Annotated in this window: 16 protein-coding genes; 14 read left to right on the top strand and 2 right to left on the bottom strand. The window is 70.8% G+C overall.

Annotated elements, in window-relative coordinates:
• Position 1: 1 nt before the first annotated feature.
• Complete coding sequence (gene hemW / locus QU602_RS10730; protein ID WP_308796436.1) at positions 2 to 1,273, top strand: radical SAM family heme chaperone HemW; 1,272 nt, start codon at positions 2 to 4, stop codon at positions 1,271 to 1,273.
• Here the strand turns inward: hemW and QU602_RS10725 are convergent.
• Positions 1,257 to 1,679: a DUF4870 domain-containing protein gene (locus tag QU602_RS10725; protein WP_308796435.1), complete on the bottom strand. Its 423-nt coding sequence runs from the start codon at positions 1,677 to 1,679 to the stop codon at positions 1,257 to 1,259. The genes hemW and QU602_RS10725 overlap by 17 nt on opposite strands.
• 170 nt (positions 1,680 to 1,849) lie before the next feature.
• Here QU602_RS10725 and hrcA point away from each other — a divergent pair, with 170 nt between their 5' ends.
• From hrcA to leuA, 13 genes are all read left to right on the top strand, one after another.
• Positions 1,850 to 2,872, top strand: coding sequence for a heat-inducible transcriptional repressor HrcA (hrcA, locus tag QU602_RS10720; RefSeq protein ID WP_308796434.1), 1,023 nt, complete (start codon positions 1,850 to 1,852; stop codon positions 2,870 to 2,872).
• A gap of 53 nt (positions 2,873 to 2,925) precedes the next feature.
• A complete protein-coding gene (dnaJ, locus tag QU602_RS10715; protein ID WP_308796433.1) occupies positions 2,926 to 4,026 on the top strand; it encodes a molecular chaperone DnaJ in 1,101 nt (366 codons plus the stop codon).
• A gap of 52 nt (positions 4,027 to 4,078) precedes the next feature.
• Positions 4,079 to 4,813: a 16S rRNA (uracil(1498)-N(3))-methyltransferase gene (locus QU602_RS10710; RefSeq protein ID WP_308796432.1), complete on the top strand. Its 735-nt coding sequence runs from the start codon at positions 4,079 to 4,081 to the stop codon at positions 4,811 to 4,813.
• Between the two features lie 24 nt (positions 4,814 to 4,837).
• Entirely contained in the window at positions 4,838 to 5,197 is a 360-nt protein-coding gene (locus tag QU602_RS10705) for an HIT domain-containing protein (protein ID WP_308796431.1), read from the top strand.
• Between the two features lie 103 nt (positions 5,198 to 5,300).
• A complete protein-coding gene (locus QU602_RS10700; protein ID WP_308800151.1) occupies positions 5,301 to 6,317 on the top strand; it encodes a PhoH family protein in 1,017 nt (338 codons plus the stop codon).
• A 60-nt stretch (positions 6,318 to 6,377) separates the two neighbouring features.
• Positions 6,378 to 6,839 (top strand): rRNA maturation RNase YbeY, encoded by a 462-nt coding sequence (ybeY, locus tag QU602_RS10695; RefSeq protein WP_308796430.1) that lies wholly within the window; start codon positions 6,378 to 6,380, stop codon positions 6,837 to 6,839.
• Between the two features lie 2 nt (positions 6,840 to 6,841).
• Positions 6,842 to 8,188, top strand: coding sequence for a hemolysin family protein (locus QU602_RS10690; RefSeq protein WP_308796429.1), 1,347 nt, complete (start codon positions 6,842 to 6,844; stop codon positions 8,186 to 8,188).
• Entirely contained in the window at positions 8,185 to 9,087 is a 903-nt protein-coding gene (gene era, locus QU602_RS10685) for a GTPase Era (protein WP_308796428.1), read from the top strand. The genes QU602_RS10690 and era overlap by 4 nt, the downstream gene beginning before the upstream one ends.
• 157 nt (positions 9,088 to 9,244) lie before the next feature.
• Positions 9,245 to 10,504 carry a sensor histidine kinase gene (locus QU602_RS10680; protein WP_308796427.1) on the top strand — a complete coding sequence of 420 codons (1,260 nt, stop codon included), beginning with the start codon at positions 9,245 to 9,247 and terminating at the stop codon, positions 10,502 to 10,504.
• Positions 10,501 to 11,166: a response regulator transcription factor gene (locus tag QU602_RS10675; RefSeq protein WP_308796426.1), complete on the top strand. Its 666-nt coding sequence runs from the start codon at positions 10,501 to 10,503 to the stop codon at positions 11,164 to 11,166. The genes QU602_RS10680 and QU602_RS10675 overlap by 4 nt, the downstream gene beginning before the upstream one ends.
• Before the next feature lie 81 nt (positions 11,167 to 11,247).
• Positions 11,248 to 12,009: an ABC transporter ATP-binding protein gene (locus QU602_RS10670; protein ID WP_308796425.1), complete on the top strand. Its 762-nt coding sequence runs from the start codon at positions 11,248 to 11,250 to the stop codon at positions 12,007 to 12,009.
• The gene (locus tag QU602_RS10665) at positions 12,009 to 13,406 is read left to right on the top strand and encodes an ABC transporter permease (protein WP_308796424.1); all 1,398 of its coding nucleotides are present in this window, start codon (positions 12,009 to 12,011) and stop codon (positions 13,404 to 13,406) included. The genes QU602_RS10670 and QU602_RS10665 overlap by 1 nt, the downstream gene beginning before the upstream one ends.
• A 179-nt stretch (positions 13,407 to 13,585) precedes the next feature.
• Positions 13,586 to 15,361, top strand: coding sequence for a 2-isopropylmalate synthase (leuA, locus tag QU602_RS10660; RefSeq protein WP_308796423.1), 1,776 nt, complete (start codon positions 13,586 to 13,588; stop codon positions 15,359 to 15,361).
• 31 nt (positions 15,362 to 15,392) lie between these two features.
• Here the strand turns inward: leuA and QU602_RS10655 are convergent, their stop codons facing one another.
• A complete protein-coding gene (locus QU602_RS10655; RefSeq protein ID WP_308796422.1) occupies positions 15,393 to 16,052 on the bottom strand; it encodes a trimeric intracellular cation channel family protein in 660 nt (219 codons plus the stop codon).
• Between the last annotated feature and the right edge of the window lie 91 nt (positions 16,053 to 16,143).

Genomic DNA, 16,143 nt, shown 5'->3' with positions numbered 1-16,143 from the left:
CGTGGCCGGCCCGCTTCCGCTCGGCGACCCGGCACCCGCCGACGGCCGCCTCCCGATCTCGGTGCTGGACGGTGCCGACGATCGCGCCTTCGGCGTCTACCTGCACGTGCCGTTCTGCCGGGTGCGCTGCGGGTACTGCGACTTCAACACCTACACCGCCGGGGAACTCCGCGGCACGAACAGCGCGGACTACGCGAGCCATGCGAGTGCGGAGATCCGGATGGCCCGGGGTGCGCTCGAGGCATCCGGCCTGCCGTCGCGCGCCGCGGCGACCGTGTTCTTCGGCGGCGGCACACCGACCCTGCTGCCGGCGACGGATCTCATCGCGATGCTCGACGCGGTACGCGACGCGTTCGGCCTCGAGCGTGGCGCCGAGGTCACGACCGAGGCGAACCCCGACTCGGTCGGGCCCGGCGACCTGCAGCGCCTCGCCGACGCCGGCTTCACCCGAGTGTCCTTCGGGATGCAGTCGGCCGTGCCGCATGTGCTTGCCACGCTCGATCGCACGCACGACCCGGCGCGAATCCCGCTCGTCGTGCGCTGGGCGCGCGATGCGGGCCTCGACGTCAGTCTCGACCTGATCTACGCGACGCCGGGGGAGTCGCTCGACGACTGGCGCCGGAGCGTCGACGAGGTCCTCGCCCAAGCGCCCGACCATGTGAGCGCCTACGCGCTCATCGTCGAGGACGGCACGAAACTCGCCCGCCGCATCCGCCGGGGAGAGCTCGCCGAGCCCTCCGACGATCTCGCCGCCGACATGTACGAGCTCGCCGACGACCTGTTCGCCGCGGCCGGCTACACCTGGTACGAGGTCAGCAACTGGGCGCGTGGCGACGCACGCCGATCACGGCACAACCTCGGATACTGGCGAGGCGACGACTGGTGGGGCGTCGGGCCGGGCGCGCACAGCCACGTCGGCGGCGTGCGCTGGTGGAACGTGAAGCATCCCGCCGCGTACGCCGAGCGCGTCCTCCGCGGCGTCTCGCCCGCGGCGGGCCGCGAGACGCTCGACGCCGACGCGCGACGCACCGAACACGTGCTCCTCGCCTCGCGGATCCGTGAGGGCCTGGCGATCGACACGCTCGACGGGGGTGCGGCCCGCGCTGATGTGCGCAGTGCCGTGGCGGAACTCGTCGCCGACGAGCTCGTGGATGCACGAAGCGCCCTCGCCGGGCGAGTGGTGCTCACCCGGCGAGGGCGCCTGCTGGCCGATGCCGTCGTGCGACGGCTGCTCGAACCGGTGGCGGCCGAGCCGCTCAGCTCACGAACTTGATCGAGAGCGGGTAGGTGTAGGGCTGGCCCTGGTTGGCCTTCACGGCCGCGATGATGCTGAACACGATCACGACGATGCCGATGGCGATCGTGAGGAAGATGCCGATGATCACGATCCAGAGCACCGCGCTCACGACCGCGGCGATCGTCATGGTGATCTGGAAGTTCAGCGCGGTCGCGGTGTGGGCGCGAACGAACGGTCCGCGGTCCTTCAGCACGAGGTAGCCGATCAGCGACGGGATGAACCCGAAGAAGATGCCGCCGATGTGGACCAGTGTGGCCCACAGCTTCTCGTCGGCGGGGCTCATCTGCGGGCTCGGCTGGTAGGCGCCGGGCGGCGGTGCCGCAGGCGGGGGACCAGCCGGGGGTCCCGGCGGCGGGGGCGGGGGCGGTGGCAGGTCGGACATGGAGTCTCCTTCTTCGGGCCCGGTACACGGGTCGTCGCCATGTTCTCAGACCGGGCGGGTCACACGGAAGAGTCGACCCGGCGTGCCGGTTCGGATCACCGCACGGGGAAGTCGCGTATCATTAGCACTCGTAGGGAATGAGTGCTAAGGACTCGAGAGGCGAGGGGTCGATGGTCTCGGAACGCGGACTGGCGGTGCTGCGCGCGATCGTGCAGGACTACGTCGCGTCCCGCGAGCCGGTCGGGTCGAAGACGATCGTCGAGCGCCACGCGTTCGGCGTGTCGGCGGCGACCATCCGGAACGACATGGCGCTGCTCGAAGAGGAAGAGCTGATCGCCGCACCGCACACCTCGTCGGGTCGCATCCCCACCGACAAGGGCTACCGGGTCTTCGTCGATCAACTGAGCGACGTCCGCCCCCTCACACCAGCACAGCGCCACGCGATCGAGACCTTCCTCGGCGAGGCGAACGACCTCGATGAGCTGCTCGCGCGCACCGTGCGGCTGGTCGCCCAGCTGACCAATCAGCTCGCCGTCGTGCAGGTGCCGACGTTCACGAGTTCCCGGGTGCGGCACGTCGAGCTCGTGCAACTCCCGCCGTCGCGCGTGCTCTGCATCGTGATCTCCGACTCGGGCCAGGTCGAGCAGCGACTCGTCGAACTGCCCGAAGACCTCGACGACGAGACGCTGGAGTCGCTGCGTCGCCGGCTGAACCAGGTGGTCGCCGGCCTCCCGCTCGCCGAGGCGGCGACCGCCCTCTCGGGCGAGCTCGACGGCGCCGACCCCCGGCACGCCGGCGTGCTGGCGACCATCGCGGCGACGCTCGCCGAGCAGGCCGGGACGCAGCGCACCGATCGTCTCGTCGTGGCGGGCGCCGCAAACCTCGTCCGTACCGAGCAGGACTTCTCGGGATCGATCCTCGGCGTGATCGAGGCCATCGAGGAGCAGGTCGTGCTGCTCCGGCTGTTCAGCGAGATGGCCGCCGACCCGCACCGCATCGCCGTCCGCATCGGTCGCGAGAACGCGCCCTTCGGACTCGCCGAGACGTCGGTCGTCTCCACGGCCTTCTCGGTGCCCGGCCGCGACGTGTCGCGGCTCGGCGTCGTCGGCCCGACGCGCATGGACTACTCGTCGAGCATGGCCTCGGTGCGCGCGGTCGCACGCTATCTCTCGCGCACGCTCGGCGAGCATTGACGTCGCGCGGCTGAGCCCGCGACCGGACCTGATCGAAAGGAACCACCCCTGCCGTGGCAGACCACTACGAGGTGCTCGGCGTCGCACGCGATGCCTCCACAGACGAGATCAAGAAGGCGTATCGCCGGCTGGCACGTGAGCTGCACCCGGATGTGAACCCCGGGGCCGACGCCTCCGAGCGGTTCAAACAGGTCACCCACGCGTACGACGTCCTCAGCGACCCGCGCCAGCGCGAACAGTACGATCACGGCGGCGGCCAGGGCGCGTTCGGCGGGCAGGGGTTCGGCGGGTTCGGCGACATCTTCGAGACGTTCTTCGGCGCCGGGCAGCAGACCCGCGGCCCCCGGTCGCGCCGGGAACGCGGTCAGGATGCGCTCATCCGCGTCGAGGTCGGCCTCGACGAGGTCATCTTCGGCACGCATCGCGAGCTCGAGCTCGACACGGCGGTGCTCTGCGAGACCTGCAACGGGTCGTGCTGCCAGCCGGGCACCTCGCCCGTCACGTGCGACATCTGCGGCGGAACCGGCTCGATCCAGCGCTCGGTGCGCTCGCTGCTCGGCAACGTCATGACGTCGAGCCCGTGCGGCACCTGCCGGGGGTACGGCACCGTGATCGCGACCCCGTGCGTGACCTGCCAGGGCCAGGGCCGGGTGCGTGCGCGCCGGACCGTGCCCGTCGACATCCCCGCGGGCGTTGACACCGGGCTCAGGCTCCAGATGCCGGGCTCCGGGGAGGCCGGTCCGGCCGGCGGACCCAATGGCGATCTCTACCTCGAGATCAAGGTCAAGACCCACGACGTCTTCAGCCGCAACGGCGACGACCTGCTGTGCACGCTCGAGGTCGCCATGACCGACGCCATCCTCGGCACGACGGCGACGCTGCCGGCGCTCGACGGCGATGTCTCGCTCGAGATCAAGCCGGGCACGCAGGCCGGCGAGGTGCTCACGGTCAAGGACCGCGGGATCGGCCGGCTTCGCGGCGGCGGCCGCGGTGATCTGCGCGTGGGCGTGCAGGTGCTCACGCCGACGAAGCTCTCGGGCAAGGAGCGCAAGCTCGTCGAGCAGCTCGCCGCATCGCACAAGACGAAGGCCCCCGAGCTCAGTCACTTCCAGCAGGGCCTGTTCGCGCGCCTGCGCGACCGGTTCCTGAGCTGAGGCGACGGATGCCTCGGGCTGGGCGGCTGGCCCACCGTGAGAGCATGAGCCCATGAGCAGCCTGTACCTCGATGAGGCGCTGGAACTTCGGGCCCTGGTGCCCGGCGACACGGTCGAGCTGGCCGGGGACGAGGCGAGGCACGCGGTCGCCGTGGCGCGGGTCCGCGTCGGTGAGCGGCTCTCCATCGGCGACGGTCGCGGCACGATCGTGCGCGGCGAGGTCGTCGCCACCGCGCCGAGAGCCCTCAGCCTGGCGGTGGGCGAGGTGCTCCTCACCGAGCGCGCCGCACCGTCGATCGCGCTCGTCCAGGCCCTCGCGAAGGGCGACCGTGACGAGCTCGCCGTCCAGGCGGCGACCGAGCTCGGCGTCGACCGCATCGTGCCGTGGGCGGCCGCGCGCTCGGTGTCGCGCTGGGAGGGGCCGAAGGCCGACAAGGGTCGGCTGCGGTGGGCGACGATCGCCCGTGAGGCCGCGAAGCAGTCGATCAGGGCCTGGTTGCCCGAGGTCGACGAGGTCACCGCGACGGCGCATCTCCCCAGACGGCTCGACGGCGCACGCCTGCTCGTGCTCGAGCCGACCGCCGAGGTCGCCCTGACCGACCTCTCGTTCGACGGCCGCGACCTCGCGCTCATCGTCGGGCCCGAGGGCGGGATCGCCCCGTCCGAGCTCGACGGGCTGGCCGCCGCCGGCGCCGAGGCGGTGCGCCTCGGGGCATCCGTGCTGCGCACCTCGACCGCCGGGCCCGCGGCGATCGCGGTGATCTCCGCCGCACTCGGGCGGTGGTGACGCATCCGTCGCTACGATGGAGCCATGACCGAGACCCGCGAACCGACCGTGTTCGAACGCATCGTGGCGCGCGAGATCCCGGCGCGGATCGTGACCGAGACCGACCGGGTCATCGCATTCCACGACATCGCACCGAAGGCGCCGGTGCACGTCGTCGTGACCCCGAAGACGGCTGAGCACCGCGATGTCGTCGAGCTCGCGGCCGCCGACCCCGCACTGCTCGCCGAACTCGTCGAGGTCGCCCGCGGCGTGGCCGCCGAACTCGGCGACGGCGACTTCCGGCTCGTCTTCAACACCGGGGCGAACGCCGGACAGACGGTCTTCCACGTGCACGCCCACGTGCTCGCCGGCGGCCTCGAGGAGGGCTCGCTTGCCGGAGCCTGACCCGACCGACGCCGCACCGGTCGACGGCGCACCGACCGACCCGCCCGGGGCCGAGGCGCCCGCCGCGAGCGACGAGGAGCGGCTGCGCATCGACGGCATCGCCATGGTGCGGCTGCTCGGCCCGCAGGATCGGCTCCTCACGAGCATCCAGCGCGAGTACCCCGGGGTCACGGTGCATGTGCGGAGCAATGAGATCGCCATCCGTGGCGACGAACCCGACCGGCTCCGAGTGCGTCGCCTCATCGAAGAGCTCCTCGAGCTCGTCCGTCAGGGGCAGGACCCCACCCCGACCGAAGTCAGGAGCTCAGCCCGCATGCTGGAGCAGGATCCAGGCGCACGACCCTCCGAGATGCTCGGCCAGGTCATCGTGTCGAGCCGGGGCAAGTCGATCCGGCCGAAGACCGAAGGGCAGCGGCGGTACGTCGACGCCATCGACGAGCACACCATCGTGTTCGGCATCGGCCCCGCCGGCACCGGCAAGACCTACCTCGCGATGGCGAAGGCCGTGCAGGCGCTGCAACGCAAAGAGGTCAGCCGCATCATCCTCACGCGACCCGCGGTCGAGGCGGGTGAGCGGCTCGGATTCCTGCCGGGCACGCTCACGGACAAGATCGATCCCTACCTCCGGCCGCTCTACGACGCGCTGAACGAGATGATGGACCCCGAGCTCGTGCCGAAGCTCCTCGCATCCGGCACGGTCGAGGTGGCACCGCTCGCCTACATGCGCGGCCGCACACTGAACGACTCCTTCGTGGTGCTCGACGAGGCGCAGAACACCACGCCGGAGCAGATGAAGATGTTCCTCACCAGGCTCGGGTTCGGGTCGAAGATGGTGGTGACGGGCGACATCACCCAGGTCGACCTCCCGGGCGGCGCATCGGGGCTCAGGCTCGTGACCCGCATCCTCGATCGCATCGACGACATCGAGTTCTCGACGCTCACGAGCGACGACGTCGTCCGCCACACGCTGGTCGGGCGTATCGTCGACGCGTACACCGAGTACGACCAGCGGGCTCAGGCGCAGCGCTTCGAGCGCGACCAGGCCCGCGAGTTCGCCAACCGCGCCGAGCGCCGGGGCCGCACCCCGCGCGACCACCAGCCGCCGCGCCCGAAGAAGTAGTCCCGTGCCCCGTCACCGGCATCCCAGCCCGCGCCGCACCGTTCAGGAGACCATCAGCCGATGAGCATCGAGATCACCAACGAGTCGGGCGTCGACGTCGACGAAGCCGCGTTGCAGCGGCTCGCGGTCTATGCGCTCGACGCGATGCACGTACACCGCGACGCCGAGCTCGCGATCCTGCTCGTCGACGAGGGCGCCATGGAGCAACTGCACGTGCAGTGGATGGACGAGCCCGGTCCGACCGATGTGCTGAGCTTCCCGATGGACGAGCTGCGCCCCGGGACCGAAGACCGGCAGACGCCGGCCGGCCTGCTCGGCGACGTCGTCCTCTGCCCGCAGGTCGCCGAGTCGCAGGCGAAGGAGGCCGGTCACTCGCTGCTCGACGAGCTGCAGATGCTCACCGCGCACGGCATGCTGCACCTGCTCGGCTTCGATCACGCCGAGCCGCAGGAAGAGAAAGAGATGTTCGGCATCCAGCGCGACATCCTGGTCGGGTTCGCGATGCAGGAACGTCGCCGCTGACGATGCAACCCTGGCCGTTCCTCATCGCCGCGTTCGTGCTGGTGAGCTTCGGCGGCCTGATGGCCGCCGTGGACTCCGCGCTCGGCGTGCTCTCGAGGGCCGACCTCACCGATCTCGCGCTCGTGTCGCGCGCCCGCCGGTCGCTGCTCGCGATCGCCGCCGACCCGGGCGCGCACGTGAACGCGGTGAACTTCGTGCGCATCCTCGCGGAGACCACGGCCGCAGTGCTGGTGACGCTCGCGTTCGCGGCGTTCATCGTCAACGACTGGTACGTGCTGTTGTGGTCGGCGCTCATCATGACGGCCGTCTCGTTCGTGCTCGTCGGGGCCAGCCCGCGAAGCGTGGGGCGCGCGCACGCGCGAGCCGTGCTGCGCTGGTCGGCGCCGATCGTGCGGTTCCTGCGGGTCGTGCTCGGCCCGGTCGCGAGCGCGCTCGTCGCGCTCGGCAACCGGGTGACGCCCGGCCGGGCGCGCTTCGAGGGGGTCTCCAGCGAAGAGCAGCTGCTCAGCATCGTCGATGAGGCGACCGAGCTCGACGTGCTCGAGGCCGAGGATCGCGAGCTCATCCATTCGATCTTCGAGTTCAACGACACGGTGGCACGCGAGGTCATGGTGCCCCGCACGGACATGGTGACGATCGACGCCGACGCGCACCTCCCGCAGGCGATGGCCCTGTTCCTCAGCGCGGGGTTCTCCCGCATCCCGGTGATCGACCGCGCCGCCGACGATGTGAGCGGCATCCTCTATCTGCGCGATCTCGCGCGCCTCGCGTTCGAGCGTCCGCTCGGCGCCGAAGGCCTCACGGTCGGCGAGCTCGCGCGGCCGGCGGTCTTCGTGCCCGACTCGGTGAAGGCCGATGCCCTGCTCCGCCGGATGCAGCTCGAGTCCAACCACCTGGCGATGGTCGTGGACGAGTACGGCGGCATCGCGGGGCTGGTGACCCTCGAGGATCTCATCGAAGAGCTCGTGGGCGACATCTCCGACGAGTACGACCGCGAGGCCGCACAGGTCGAGCCGCTCGACGGCGGCCGCTACCGGGTGAGCGTTCGCCTGCCGATCGACGAGTTCGGCGAGCTGTTCGGCCTCGAGCTCGACGACGAGGACGTCGACACCGTCGGCGGGCTGTTCGCCAAGGAGCTCGGCCGCCTGCCGCAACCCGGCGAGCGCGTCGCGGTGAGCGGCGTCCTGCTCGAGGCCGAACGCACCGAGGGCCGCCGCAAGCGCCTCTCGACCGTGCTCGCCTGGCCCGACCAGGCCCTGATCGACGCCCGGACCGCTTTCGAGGGCGGACCGGGCGAACCACCCGGCGACGACGACCGGAACACCGACGAAGTGGGGCACCGACCATGACCGATCACCGTGACTACCGGGCGGGGTTCGTCTCGTTCGTGGGCCGGCCGAACGTCGGCAAGTCCACGCTCACCAACGCGCTCGTGGGCGAGAAGGTCGCCATCACGAGCTCGAAGCCGCAGACGACCAGACGGGCGATCCGCGGCATCGTGCATCGCGAGCACGGGCAGCTGATCCTCGTCGACACGCCGGGTCTGCACCGGCCGCGCACCCTGCTCGGCGAGCGGTTGAACTCGCTGGTGCAGACGACGCTCGGCGATGTCGACGTGATCGCGTTCTGCGTGCCCGCGAACGAGGCGGTGGGGCCGGGCGACCGGTTCATCAACGAGCAGCTCGACCAGTATCCGCATGCGAAGAAGGTCGCGATCGTCACCAAGACGGATGCCACGTCGAAGGCCAAGGTCGCCGAACAGCTGCTCGCGGTCTCCGAACTGCGCGAGTGGGCGGCGATCATCCCGGTCTCCGCGCCCCGCGGCGAACAGCTCGACGTGCTCGTCGACGAGCTGCTGAAGCTCATGCCCGAGGCCGAGCAGCCGCTCTACCCGGCCGAGACCCTCACCGACGAGGACGTCACCGAACGCATCGCCGAGTACGTGCGCGAGGCCGCGCTCGAGGGTGTCTCCGACGAGCTGCCGCACTCGATCGCCGTGACCGTCGACGACATGATCGAGCGCGACGACAAGGACCTCGTCGAGATCTACGCCAACCTCTACGTCGAGCGCGACAGCCAGAAGGGGATCATCATCGGCAAGGGCGGCGCGCGCCTGAAGGAGGTCGGGGCGACGGCCAGGGCCCAGATCGAGGCGCTGCTCGGCCGCAAGGTCTACCTCGCGCTGCACGTCAAGGTCGCGAAGGACTGGCAGCGCGACCCGAAGCTGCTCGGGCGGCTCGGATTCTGAGCGCGCCGTGCCGGGCGCACGCGACGGTGTCGCTCGCGCGGTCGCACGGGTCGCGCGGATCGTGCGGATCGTGCGGATCGTGCGGTTGCATACATCCAGCGGATGATTCCGGCGCCGCCGGCTCTGCACGCCCTCGGTGCCCGCGTACGGTGGATCGGTGACCACTCGACTCAGCCGAGGCCGCCTCGTGACCGACGTGGTGCTCGCGGGACTGTTCGCGCTCGCGTGCGCGCCGTTCGCGTTGCTCGGCGACGGCTTCGACCTGGTCGCGCTCGCGCTGTTCGCGGCCGCGCTCGCGGTGCGCCGGCTGTCACCCGGCTGGTCGCTCGGCATCGCCTGGCTGGCCGCGCTCGTGCAGATGATCGCCCTGCGCGACCTGCAGATGTACGACATCGCGGTGCTCGGCGTCCTGTACTCGACCGCCGCACACGGCGGCCGTGTCGTGAAATGGCTCGGACTCGGCTCCGCCGGGGTGGGCGCGGTCGTCGCGACGGTCTACCTCGTACTCGTCAAACCGCTCACGGGCGCCGCGCCCATCGGCCCGACATCGCCGCATCCACTGGGCTGGGCGGTCTGGTTCGGGTTCGCACTCGTGGCGGCGCTCGCGGTGCTCGTGCTCGCCTGGACCGCCGGGCTGCTGGTGCGCGCCGTGCGCGACTCGCGCGAGATCCGGCGCCGCGAAGAGGTCGCGACCCGCGAGCGCGAGCTCGTGGAGTACCGCTATGTGGTCGAGCAGGAACGCAACCGCATCGCCCGCGACATGCACGACGTGGTCGCGCACTCGCTCGCCGTCGTCATCGCCCAGGCCGACGGTGCGCGCTTCGCCGCCGCCGCGCGCCCCGAGACGGCGGTCGAGACGCTCGGCACCATCGCGGGCGTCGCGCGCGGCGCGCTCGGCGACGTCAGGCTCCTCCTCACCGAGCTCCGGCACGCCGAGGGTGAGGTCCCGCAGCCCGTGCTCGACGACCTCGACGAGCTGATCGCCCAGGTCAGGGCGGCAGGTCTCGACGTGCGGTTCACGGAGACGGGGGAGCGTACGACGCTCGGCACCGGCCACCAGATCGCGGTGTACCGCATCGTGCAGGAGGCGCTCACCAATGCCCTCCGGCACGGCGATGCGGGCGCACCGGTCGACCTTGGGTTCACGTGGAGCGGGCGCGGCGTGCGCGTGCAGGTCGTCAACGCGCTCCGGGCCGATGCCGTGCGCGAGACATCCGGTCACCGCCATGGGATCCCGGGCATGCGCGAGCGCGCACAGCTCGCCGGAGGCACACTCCACGCCGAGGTCGATGGCGGCCTGTTCCGCGTCGTCGCGGAGATCCCGGCGATGACCGCGACCGCGGTCCCCGGTCAGGCCGTGACCGCCGTCTCGCCGGCCGGTCAGTCCACACCACCCCCACCCGGAAGGACCGCATGAGCCGCATCCGCGTCGCGCTCGTCGACGACCAGGCGCTGTTCCGCGCCGGCATCCGCATGCTCGTCGAGTCGCAACCCGACCTCGAGTTCGCCGGCGAGGCCGGCGATGGTGCGGCGGCCGTCGCGCTCGTCGAACGCGCGCAACCCGACGTCGTCGTCATGGACGTGCGCATGCCCGTCCTCGACGGCATTCAGGCCACCGAGCGCCTGCTCGCCGAGGCCGATCGGGCGGGGCGCACGCCGCCGCGCGTGCTCGTGCTCACGACGTTCGACCTCGACGAGAACGCGGCTCGCGCGATCCGTGCAGGGGCGAGCGGATTCGTACTGAAAGACGCCGATCCCGGCTTCCTGCTCGCCGCGATCCGCACCGTGCACCAGGGCAACGCGGTGCTCGCGGCGACCGCGACCCGCGAGCTCTTCGCCCATGTGGGTCGCGGCAGCGGCCGGCGCCCCGCGCCTGCGTCGTGGTCCGAGCTCACCGCTCGTGAACGCGAGATCTTCGCGCTCGCGGCCAAGGGGCTCTCGAACGGTGAGATCGCCGCGTCGGAGTTCCTCAGCGAGGCGACGGTGAAGACGCACGTGAGCCGCATCCTCGCGAAACTCGGTCTGCGTGATCGCGTCCAGCTCGTCGTCTTCGCCTACGAGCACGAGATCCCCGCGTAGCGCGGGTCATCCCTGAGGATGACGGCGAACGCGACCAGGGCCGGATGCCTCGGAACTGGTCACATTCGTAGCGTCGAGGTCATGCAGATCCAACCCTCAGACCTCGGACTCATCGCGCGCGTCACGTCGCTCGGCAAACGCTTCGGCAGCGGGGCGGGCACCGTCACCGCGCTCGACGACGTCTCACTCGGACTCCGCCGCGGCGAGTTCACGGCGATCATGGGCCCATCGGGGTCGGGCAAGTCGACGCTCATGCACATCATGGCGGGCCTCGACTCGCCGTCCTCCGGCCAGGTATGGCTCGGCGACACCGAGATCACCACCCTGTCGGACTCCGCGCTGACCGTGCTGCGCCGTCGGCGCATCGGCTTCGTGTTCCAGTCGTTCAACCTCGTGCCCACGCTCGACGTCCGCGGCAACGTGATGCTCCCGTTCGAGCTCGACGGCCGCAAGCCGTCGCGCGACGAGCAGGCCTGGATCGACGAGCTGTTCGCGACGCTCGGCCTCGGGTCCCGGCTCGGTCACCGCCCGCACGAGCTCTCGGGCGGGCAGCAGCAGCGGGTCGCGATCGCGCGTGCGCTGGCCACCCGGCCAGACCTCGTCTTCGCGGACGAGCCGACTGGGAATCTCGATTCGCGGACCGGCCGTGAGGTGCTCGGACTGCTCGCGACCGCGAGCGCGACGTCCGGTCAGTCCATCGCGATGGTGACGCACGACCCGGTGGCCGCGAGCCACGCCGATCGCATCCTGTTCCTCGCCGATGGCCGGATCGTCCGCGACTCCGGCCGGTCGACGCCTGAAGAGATCTCGGCGTTCATGCTCTCGATGGAGGCGGCCGCCTGATGCGCACACGACTCAGGGACCAGTGGCCGACGCTGCTCGTCGCCACGCTCGCCGGCACCTTCGGCGTCATGCTGCTGCACGTGACCGGGATGCTCGCCGCGGCGATCGCCGCCGACGACGTCACGGGGACCAGCGACACCGTGGCGATCATGCTCATGATCGTCGCCGGCGTGTTCATCGTGATCTCGATCTACGTGAGCACGATCGTGACGGCGAACACCGTCGCGACGGTGGTCGCCGGGCGCACGCGACTCATCGCGCTGCTCCGGTTGATCGGCTCGAGCGCGAGGGCAGAACGGGCCCGCATCGCGAAGGAGGGGCTGCTCGTCGGACTCGCGGGCGCGGCGCTCGGCATCGTGCTCGGCACCGCCGCCGCATCCGGCCTGCAGACCGTCGCGGTCGCGACCGACCTCATGCCGGCGACCGCCTACGACTACCTCGACGCCGTGGTCGTGCTGCCGGCGGTCGCGGTCGTGCTGACGACGTGGCTCGCCTCATGGGTGGGCTCGCGGCGGGTGCTGACCGTCCGTCCGGCGCAGGCGATCGGCAACGCGACCGAGCACGACCGCGAGGAGATCGTCCGCCGGCGCGGGCGCAACGTGACGGCGCTGGTGCTCGTCGTCTCCGGCGCGATGCTGCTGGCCGGAGGCGTCGCCCTCGGGCTGCTGATGCCGCTCGGCGTGTTCGTGGCCATGCTGGGCGGCATCCTCTCGTTCACCGGGATCGTGCTCGCCGCGCAGGTCGTCATGCCGCCCGTGCTCCGGCTCGTCGGCCGGCTGCTCGGCGCATCGCCCGCCGCCCGGCTGGCCGCGGAGAACGCAGTGCGCCACCCCGAGCGGAGCTCGCGCATGACCATCGGTCTCGTGATCGGGGTCACGCTCGTGACGACGTTCGCGGTGACGATGGAGTCGTACCGTGCGCTGATCCTCACCGCGCAGGATCAGCGACCCGACGTCTACCTCGGCATCGACGAGATGCTCAACGCGACGATCGCCGTGTTCAGCGTGCTCATCGGGTTCAGTGCCCTGATCGCCGCGCTCGGCCTGGTCAACACGCTGTCGCTGAGCGTGCTGCAGCGCACGCGCGAGCTGGGACTGCTGCGCGCGCTGGGCTTCGATCGTGGGCAGCTGCGCTGGATGGTCATCGCCGAGGCCACGGCGCTCACGGTCTCGGCGACGCTCACGGGCATCGTGCTCGGGTTCGTCTACGGCTGGGCCGGTGCACAATCGCTCCTCGGCACCACGCTGACCGAGCCGGGACTCGTGCTCCCGGGTGTGCCGTGGGTGCTTTTCGGCATCCTCGCGCTCGCGGCCGTGGCATTGACCCTCGTGGCATCCGTCGCCCCTGCGCGGCGCGCCATGCGCGTCTCGCCCGTGGTCGCCCTCGCCGCGGAGTGAGCCGGCTCCGGCGCGCAGCTGCGGGGGAGTGCGCCACACACCCCCGCACGGTGCTACCCTGAAATCGTGTTCCGCGGGCTTCTCCTCCTTAGCTGCCGCAGCGAGTCCTAGATCTCAGGCCTCCCTCGCTGCGGAGTTCGTCGTCGGCTGAACCCCCCACGAAGCGAGAAGAGCACACCATGGAGAACACCCAGAAGCCCTCGTCGATGCCGGTGCACCGGTACCGGCCGTACCACGAACAGATCCGCGTCGACCTGCCCGACCGCACCTGGCCGTCGAAGCGCATCGAGGTCGCACCGCGCTGGTGCGCGGTGGACCTGCGCGACGGCAACCAGGCCCTGATCGACCCGATGAGCCCCGAACGCAAGCGGATCATGTTCGACCTGCTCGTGAAGATGGGCTACAAAGAGATCGAGGTCGGGTTCCCGTCGGCATCGCAGACGGACTTCGACTTCGTGCGCAGCCTGATCGAGGGCGACGCGATCCCCGAGGACGTCACCATCCAGGTGCTGACCCAGGCGCGCGACCACCTCATCGAGCGCACGTACGAATCCATCCGGGGTGCGAAGCAGGCCGTGGTCCACCTGTACAACTCGACGAGTGTGCTGCAGCGCGAGGTCGTGTTCCGCACCGACCGGCAGGGCATCATCGACCTCGCCCTGCACGGCGCGCGCACATGCCGCGAGCTGGAATCGACTGTGCCGGGCACGACCGTCTACTACGAGTACTCGCCCGAGTCGTACACGGGCACCGAGCTCGAGTTCGCGGTCGACGTCTGCAATCAGGTCATCGAGGTGTTCGAGCCGACGCCCGAGCGCAAGGTGATCATCAACCTGCCGGCGACGGTCGAGATGACCACGCCGAACGTGTACGCCGACTCGATCGAGTGGATGAGCCGGCACCTGGCGCATCGCGAGAACGTGATCCTCTCGCTGCATCCGCACAACGACCGCGGCACCGCGATCGCCGCAGCCGAGCTCGGTTACCTGGCGGGAGCCGACCGCATCGAAGGCTGCCTGTTCGGCAACGGCGAGCGCACCGGCAACGTCGACCTCGTCGCGCTCGGCATCAACCTGTTCACGCAGGGCGTCGACCCGCAGATCGACTTCTCCAACCTCGACGAGGTCAAGCGCACGGCCGAGTACTGCAACCAGCTGCCCGTGCACGAGCGCAGCCCGTGGGCGGGCGATCTCGTCTACACGGCGTTCAGCGGCTCGCACCAGGATGCGATCAAGAAGGGCTTCGAGGCCATGGCTGCGCGCGCCGAGGCCGAGGGCGTCGCCGTCGACGATCTGGAGTGGGCGGTGCCCTACCTGCCGGTCGACCCGCGCGACCTCGGCCGATCGTACGAGGCGGTCATCCGGGTGAACTCGCAGTCGGGCAAGGGCGGCGTCGCCTACCTGCTGAAGACCGATCACGCGCTGGATCTGCCGCGCAAGCTGCAGATCGAGTTCTCGGGCGTCGTGCAGGCCAAGACCGACAGCGAGGGCGGTGAGGTCACCAGCGAGCAGATCTGGGACATCTTCACCGACGAGTACCTGCCGGCGCCCCAGCATCGGCCCGACGACAAGTGGGGCCGGTTCGAACTGCTCTCATTGCGCACCGAGAGCGCGCTCGACGGGGTCGTCGACGTGCAGGTGGGCCTGCGCGACCACGACGAGCGCATCGAGCGCGCCGCGAACGGCAACGGGCCGATCTCGGCGTTCCTCAACGTGCTGAGCGCCGAGGGCGTCGACGTCAAGCTGCGTGACTACGTCGAGCACACGCTCGCGGCGAGCGGCGAGGCGCAGGCGGCCGCGTACGTCGAGCTCGAGGTCGACGGCCGCGTCCTGTGGGGTGTGGGCATCGACGCCGACATCTCGACCGCGTCGCTGAAGGCCGTCGTGTCGGCCGTGAACCGCGCGCTCCGCGCATCGAGCTCGGCCGGTGCCGGGCGCCAGGCGGCGCTCGTCTGAGTCGGCGTGACCCGATCCGGGGTGGCGGCGGTCAGCGCCGCCGCCACCTCGGCCAGCTTCCGAGCGCGCGCTGCTCGGGCAGGCTCCAGCCGTAGCGCACCGAACCGAGGCGCGTGAGCGTCGTGACCACGACGCAGGCGATGGCGGCGTAGACCAGCGGCACGCCCGCGGCGGACAGCGCGACGAGCAGCACGGTGCCCGCCGTCGCGGCGACGGCGTAGAGCGATCCGACGTGCATGAGCGCGATCGGCAGGTTCAGGGCCACGTCGCGCAGGATGGATCCGCCGACGGCGGACACCACCCCCACGAAGACGGCCGGGATCACGGGAACCCCGGCCGCGAGCGCCTTGGAGGTGCCGATCGCGCCGAACAGCCCGATCGTGATCGCGTCGAGCGCGATGATGAGGCCGTTCAGCCGGGTGAACACGCGTAGGAGGAGCATCCCGAGCAGCGCGGCGGCGGTCGCGATCGGCAGGTACCAGTTGCTCGACATCGCGGCGGGCAACTGGTTCAGCAGCAGGTCGCGCAGCAGACCGCCGCCGAGCCCGACGATGATGCCGATGAGCGCGATGCCGAGCAGGTCGATGCGCCGCTCGGTGAGCCGCGCGGAGAACATGGCGCCCTGGACGGCGCCGATGGCCACCGCCGTCAGGTCCAGCCAGAGCGGGATGGTGAAGAGCGCGGCGTCCACGTCACTCAGTGAAGCATGAACGGATGCTCCGGGCGCGCCGCCGCGCGAGAGTGCTCAGGGTGCTAGCCCGTGCGCGGGCGGGCACGCGTGG

Origin of the sequence: Agromyces protaetiae, assembly GCF_030866785.1 — a bacterium.
GTDB classification, from domain to species: Bacteria; Actinomycetota; Actinomycetes; order Actinomycetales; family Microbacteriaceae; genus Agromyces; species Agromyces silvae.
This window is presented reverse-complemented; position numbering and strand designations above follow the sequence as displayed.

Excerpts from the sequence above, each read along its gene's own strand:
- QU602_RS10725 (WP_308796435.1), bottom strand. The coding sequence starts at position 1,679 with ATGTCCGACCTGCCACCGCCCCCGCCCCCGCCGCCGGGACCCCCGGCT.
- hrcA (WP_308796434.1), top strand. The coding sequence starts at position 1,850 with ATGGTCTCGGAACGCGGACTGGCGGTGCTGCGCGCGATCGTGCAGGAC.
- QU602_RS10710 (WP_308796432.1), top strand. The coding sequence starts at position 4,079 with ATGAGCAGCCTGTACCTCGATGAGGCGCTGGAACTTCGGGCCCTGGTG.
- QU602_RS10705 (WP_308796431.1), top strand. The coding sequence starts at position 4,838 with ATGACCGAGACCCGCGAACCGACCGTGTTCGAACGCATCGTGGCGCGC.
- QU602_RS10700 (WP_308800151.1), top strand. The coding sequence starts at position 5,301 with ATGGTGCGGCTGCTCGGCCCGCAGGATCGGCTCCTCACGAGCATCCAG.
- ybeY (WP_308796430.1), top strand. The coding sequence starts at position 6,378 with ATGAGCATCGAGATCACCAACGAGTCGGGCGTCGACGTCGACGAAGCC.
- QU602_RS10690 (WP_308796429.1), top strand. The coding sequence starts at position 6,842 with ATGCAACCCTGGCCGTTCCTCATCGCCGCGTTCGTGCTGGTGAGCTTC.
- era (WP_308796428.1), top strand. The coding sequence starts at position 8,185 with ATGACCGATCACCGTGACTACCGGGCGGGGTTCGTCTCGTTCGTGGGC.
- QU602_RS10675 (WP_308796426.1), top strand. The coding sequence starts at position 10,501 with ATGAGCCGCATCCGCGTCGCGCTCGTCGACGACCAGGCGCTGTTCCGC.
- QU602_RS10670 (WP_308796425.1), top strand. The coding sequence starts at position 11,248 with ATGCAGATCCAACCCTCAGACCTCGGACTCATCGCGCGCGTCACGTCG.
- QU602_RS10665 (WP_308796424.1), top strand. The coding sequence starts at position 12,009 with ATGCGCACACGACTCAGGGACCAGTGGCCGACGCTGCTCGTCGCCACG.
- leuA (WP_308796423.1), top strand. The coding sequence starts at position 13,586 with ATGGAGAACACCCAGAAGCCCTCGTCGATGCCGGTGCACCGGTACCGG.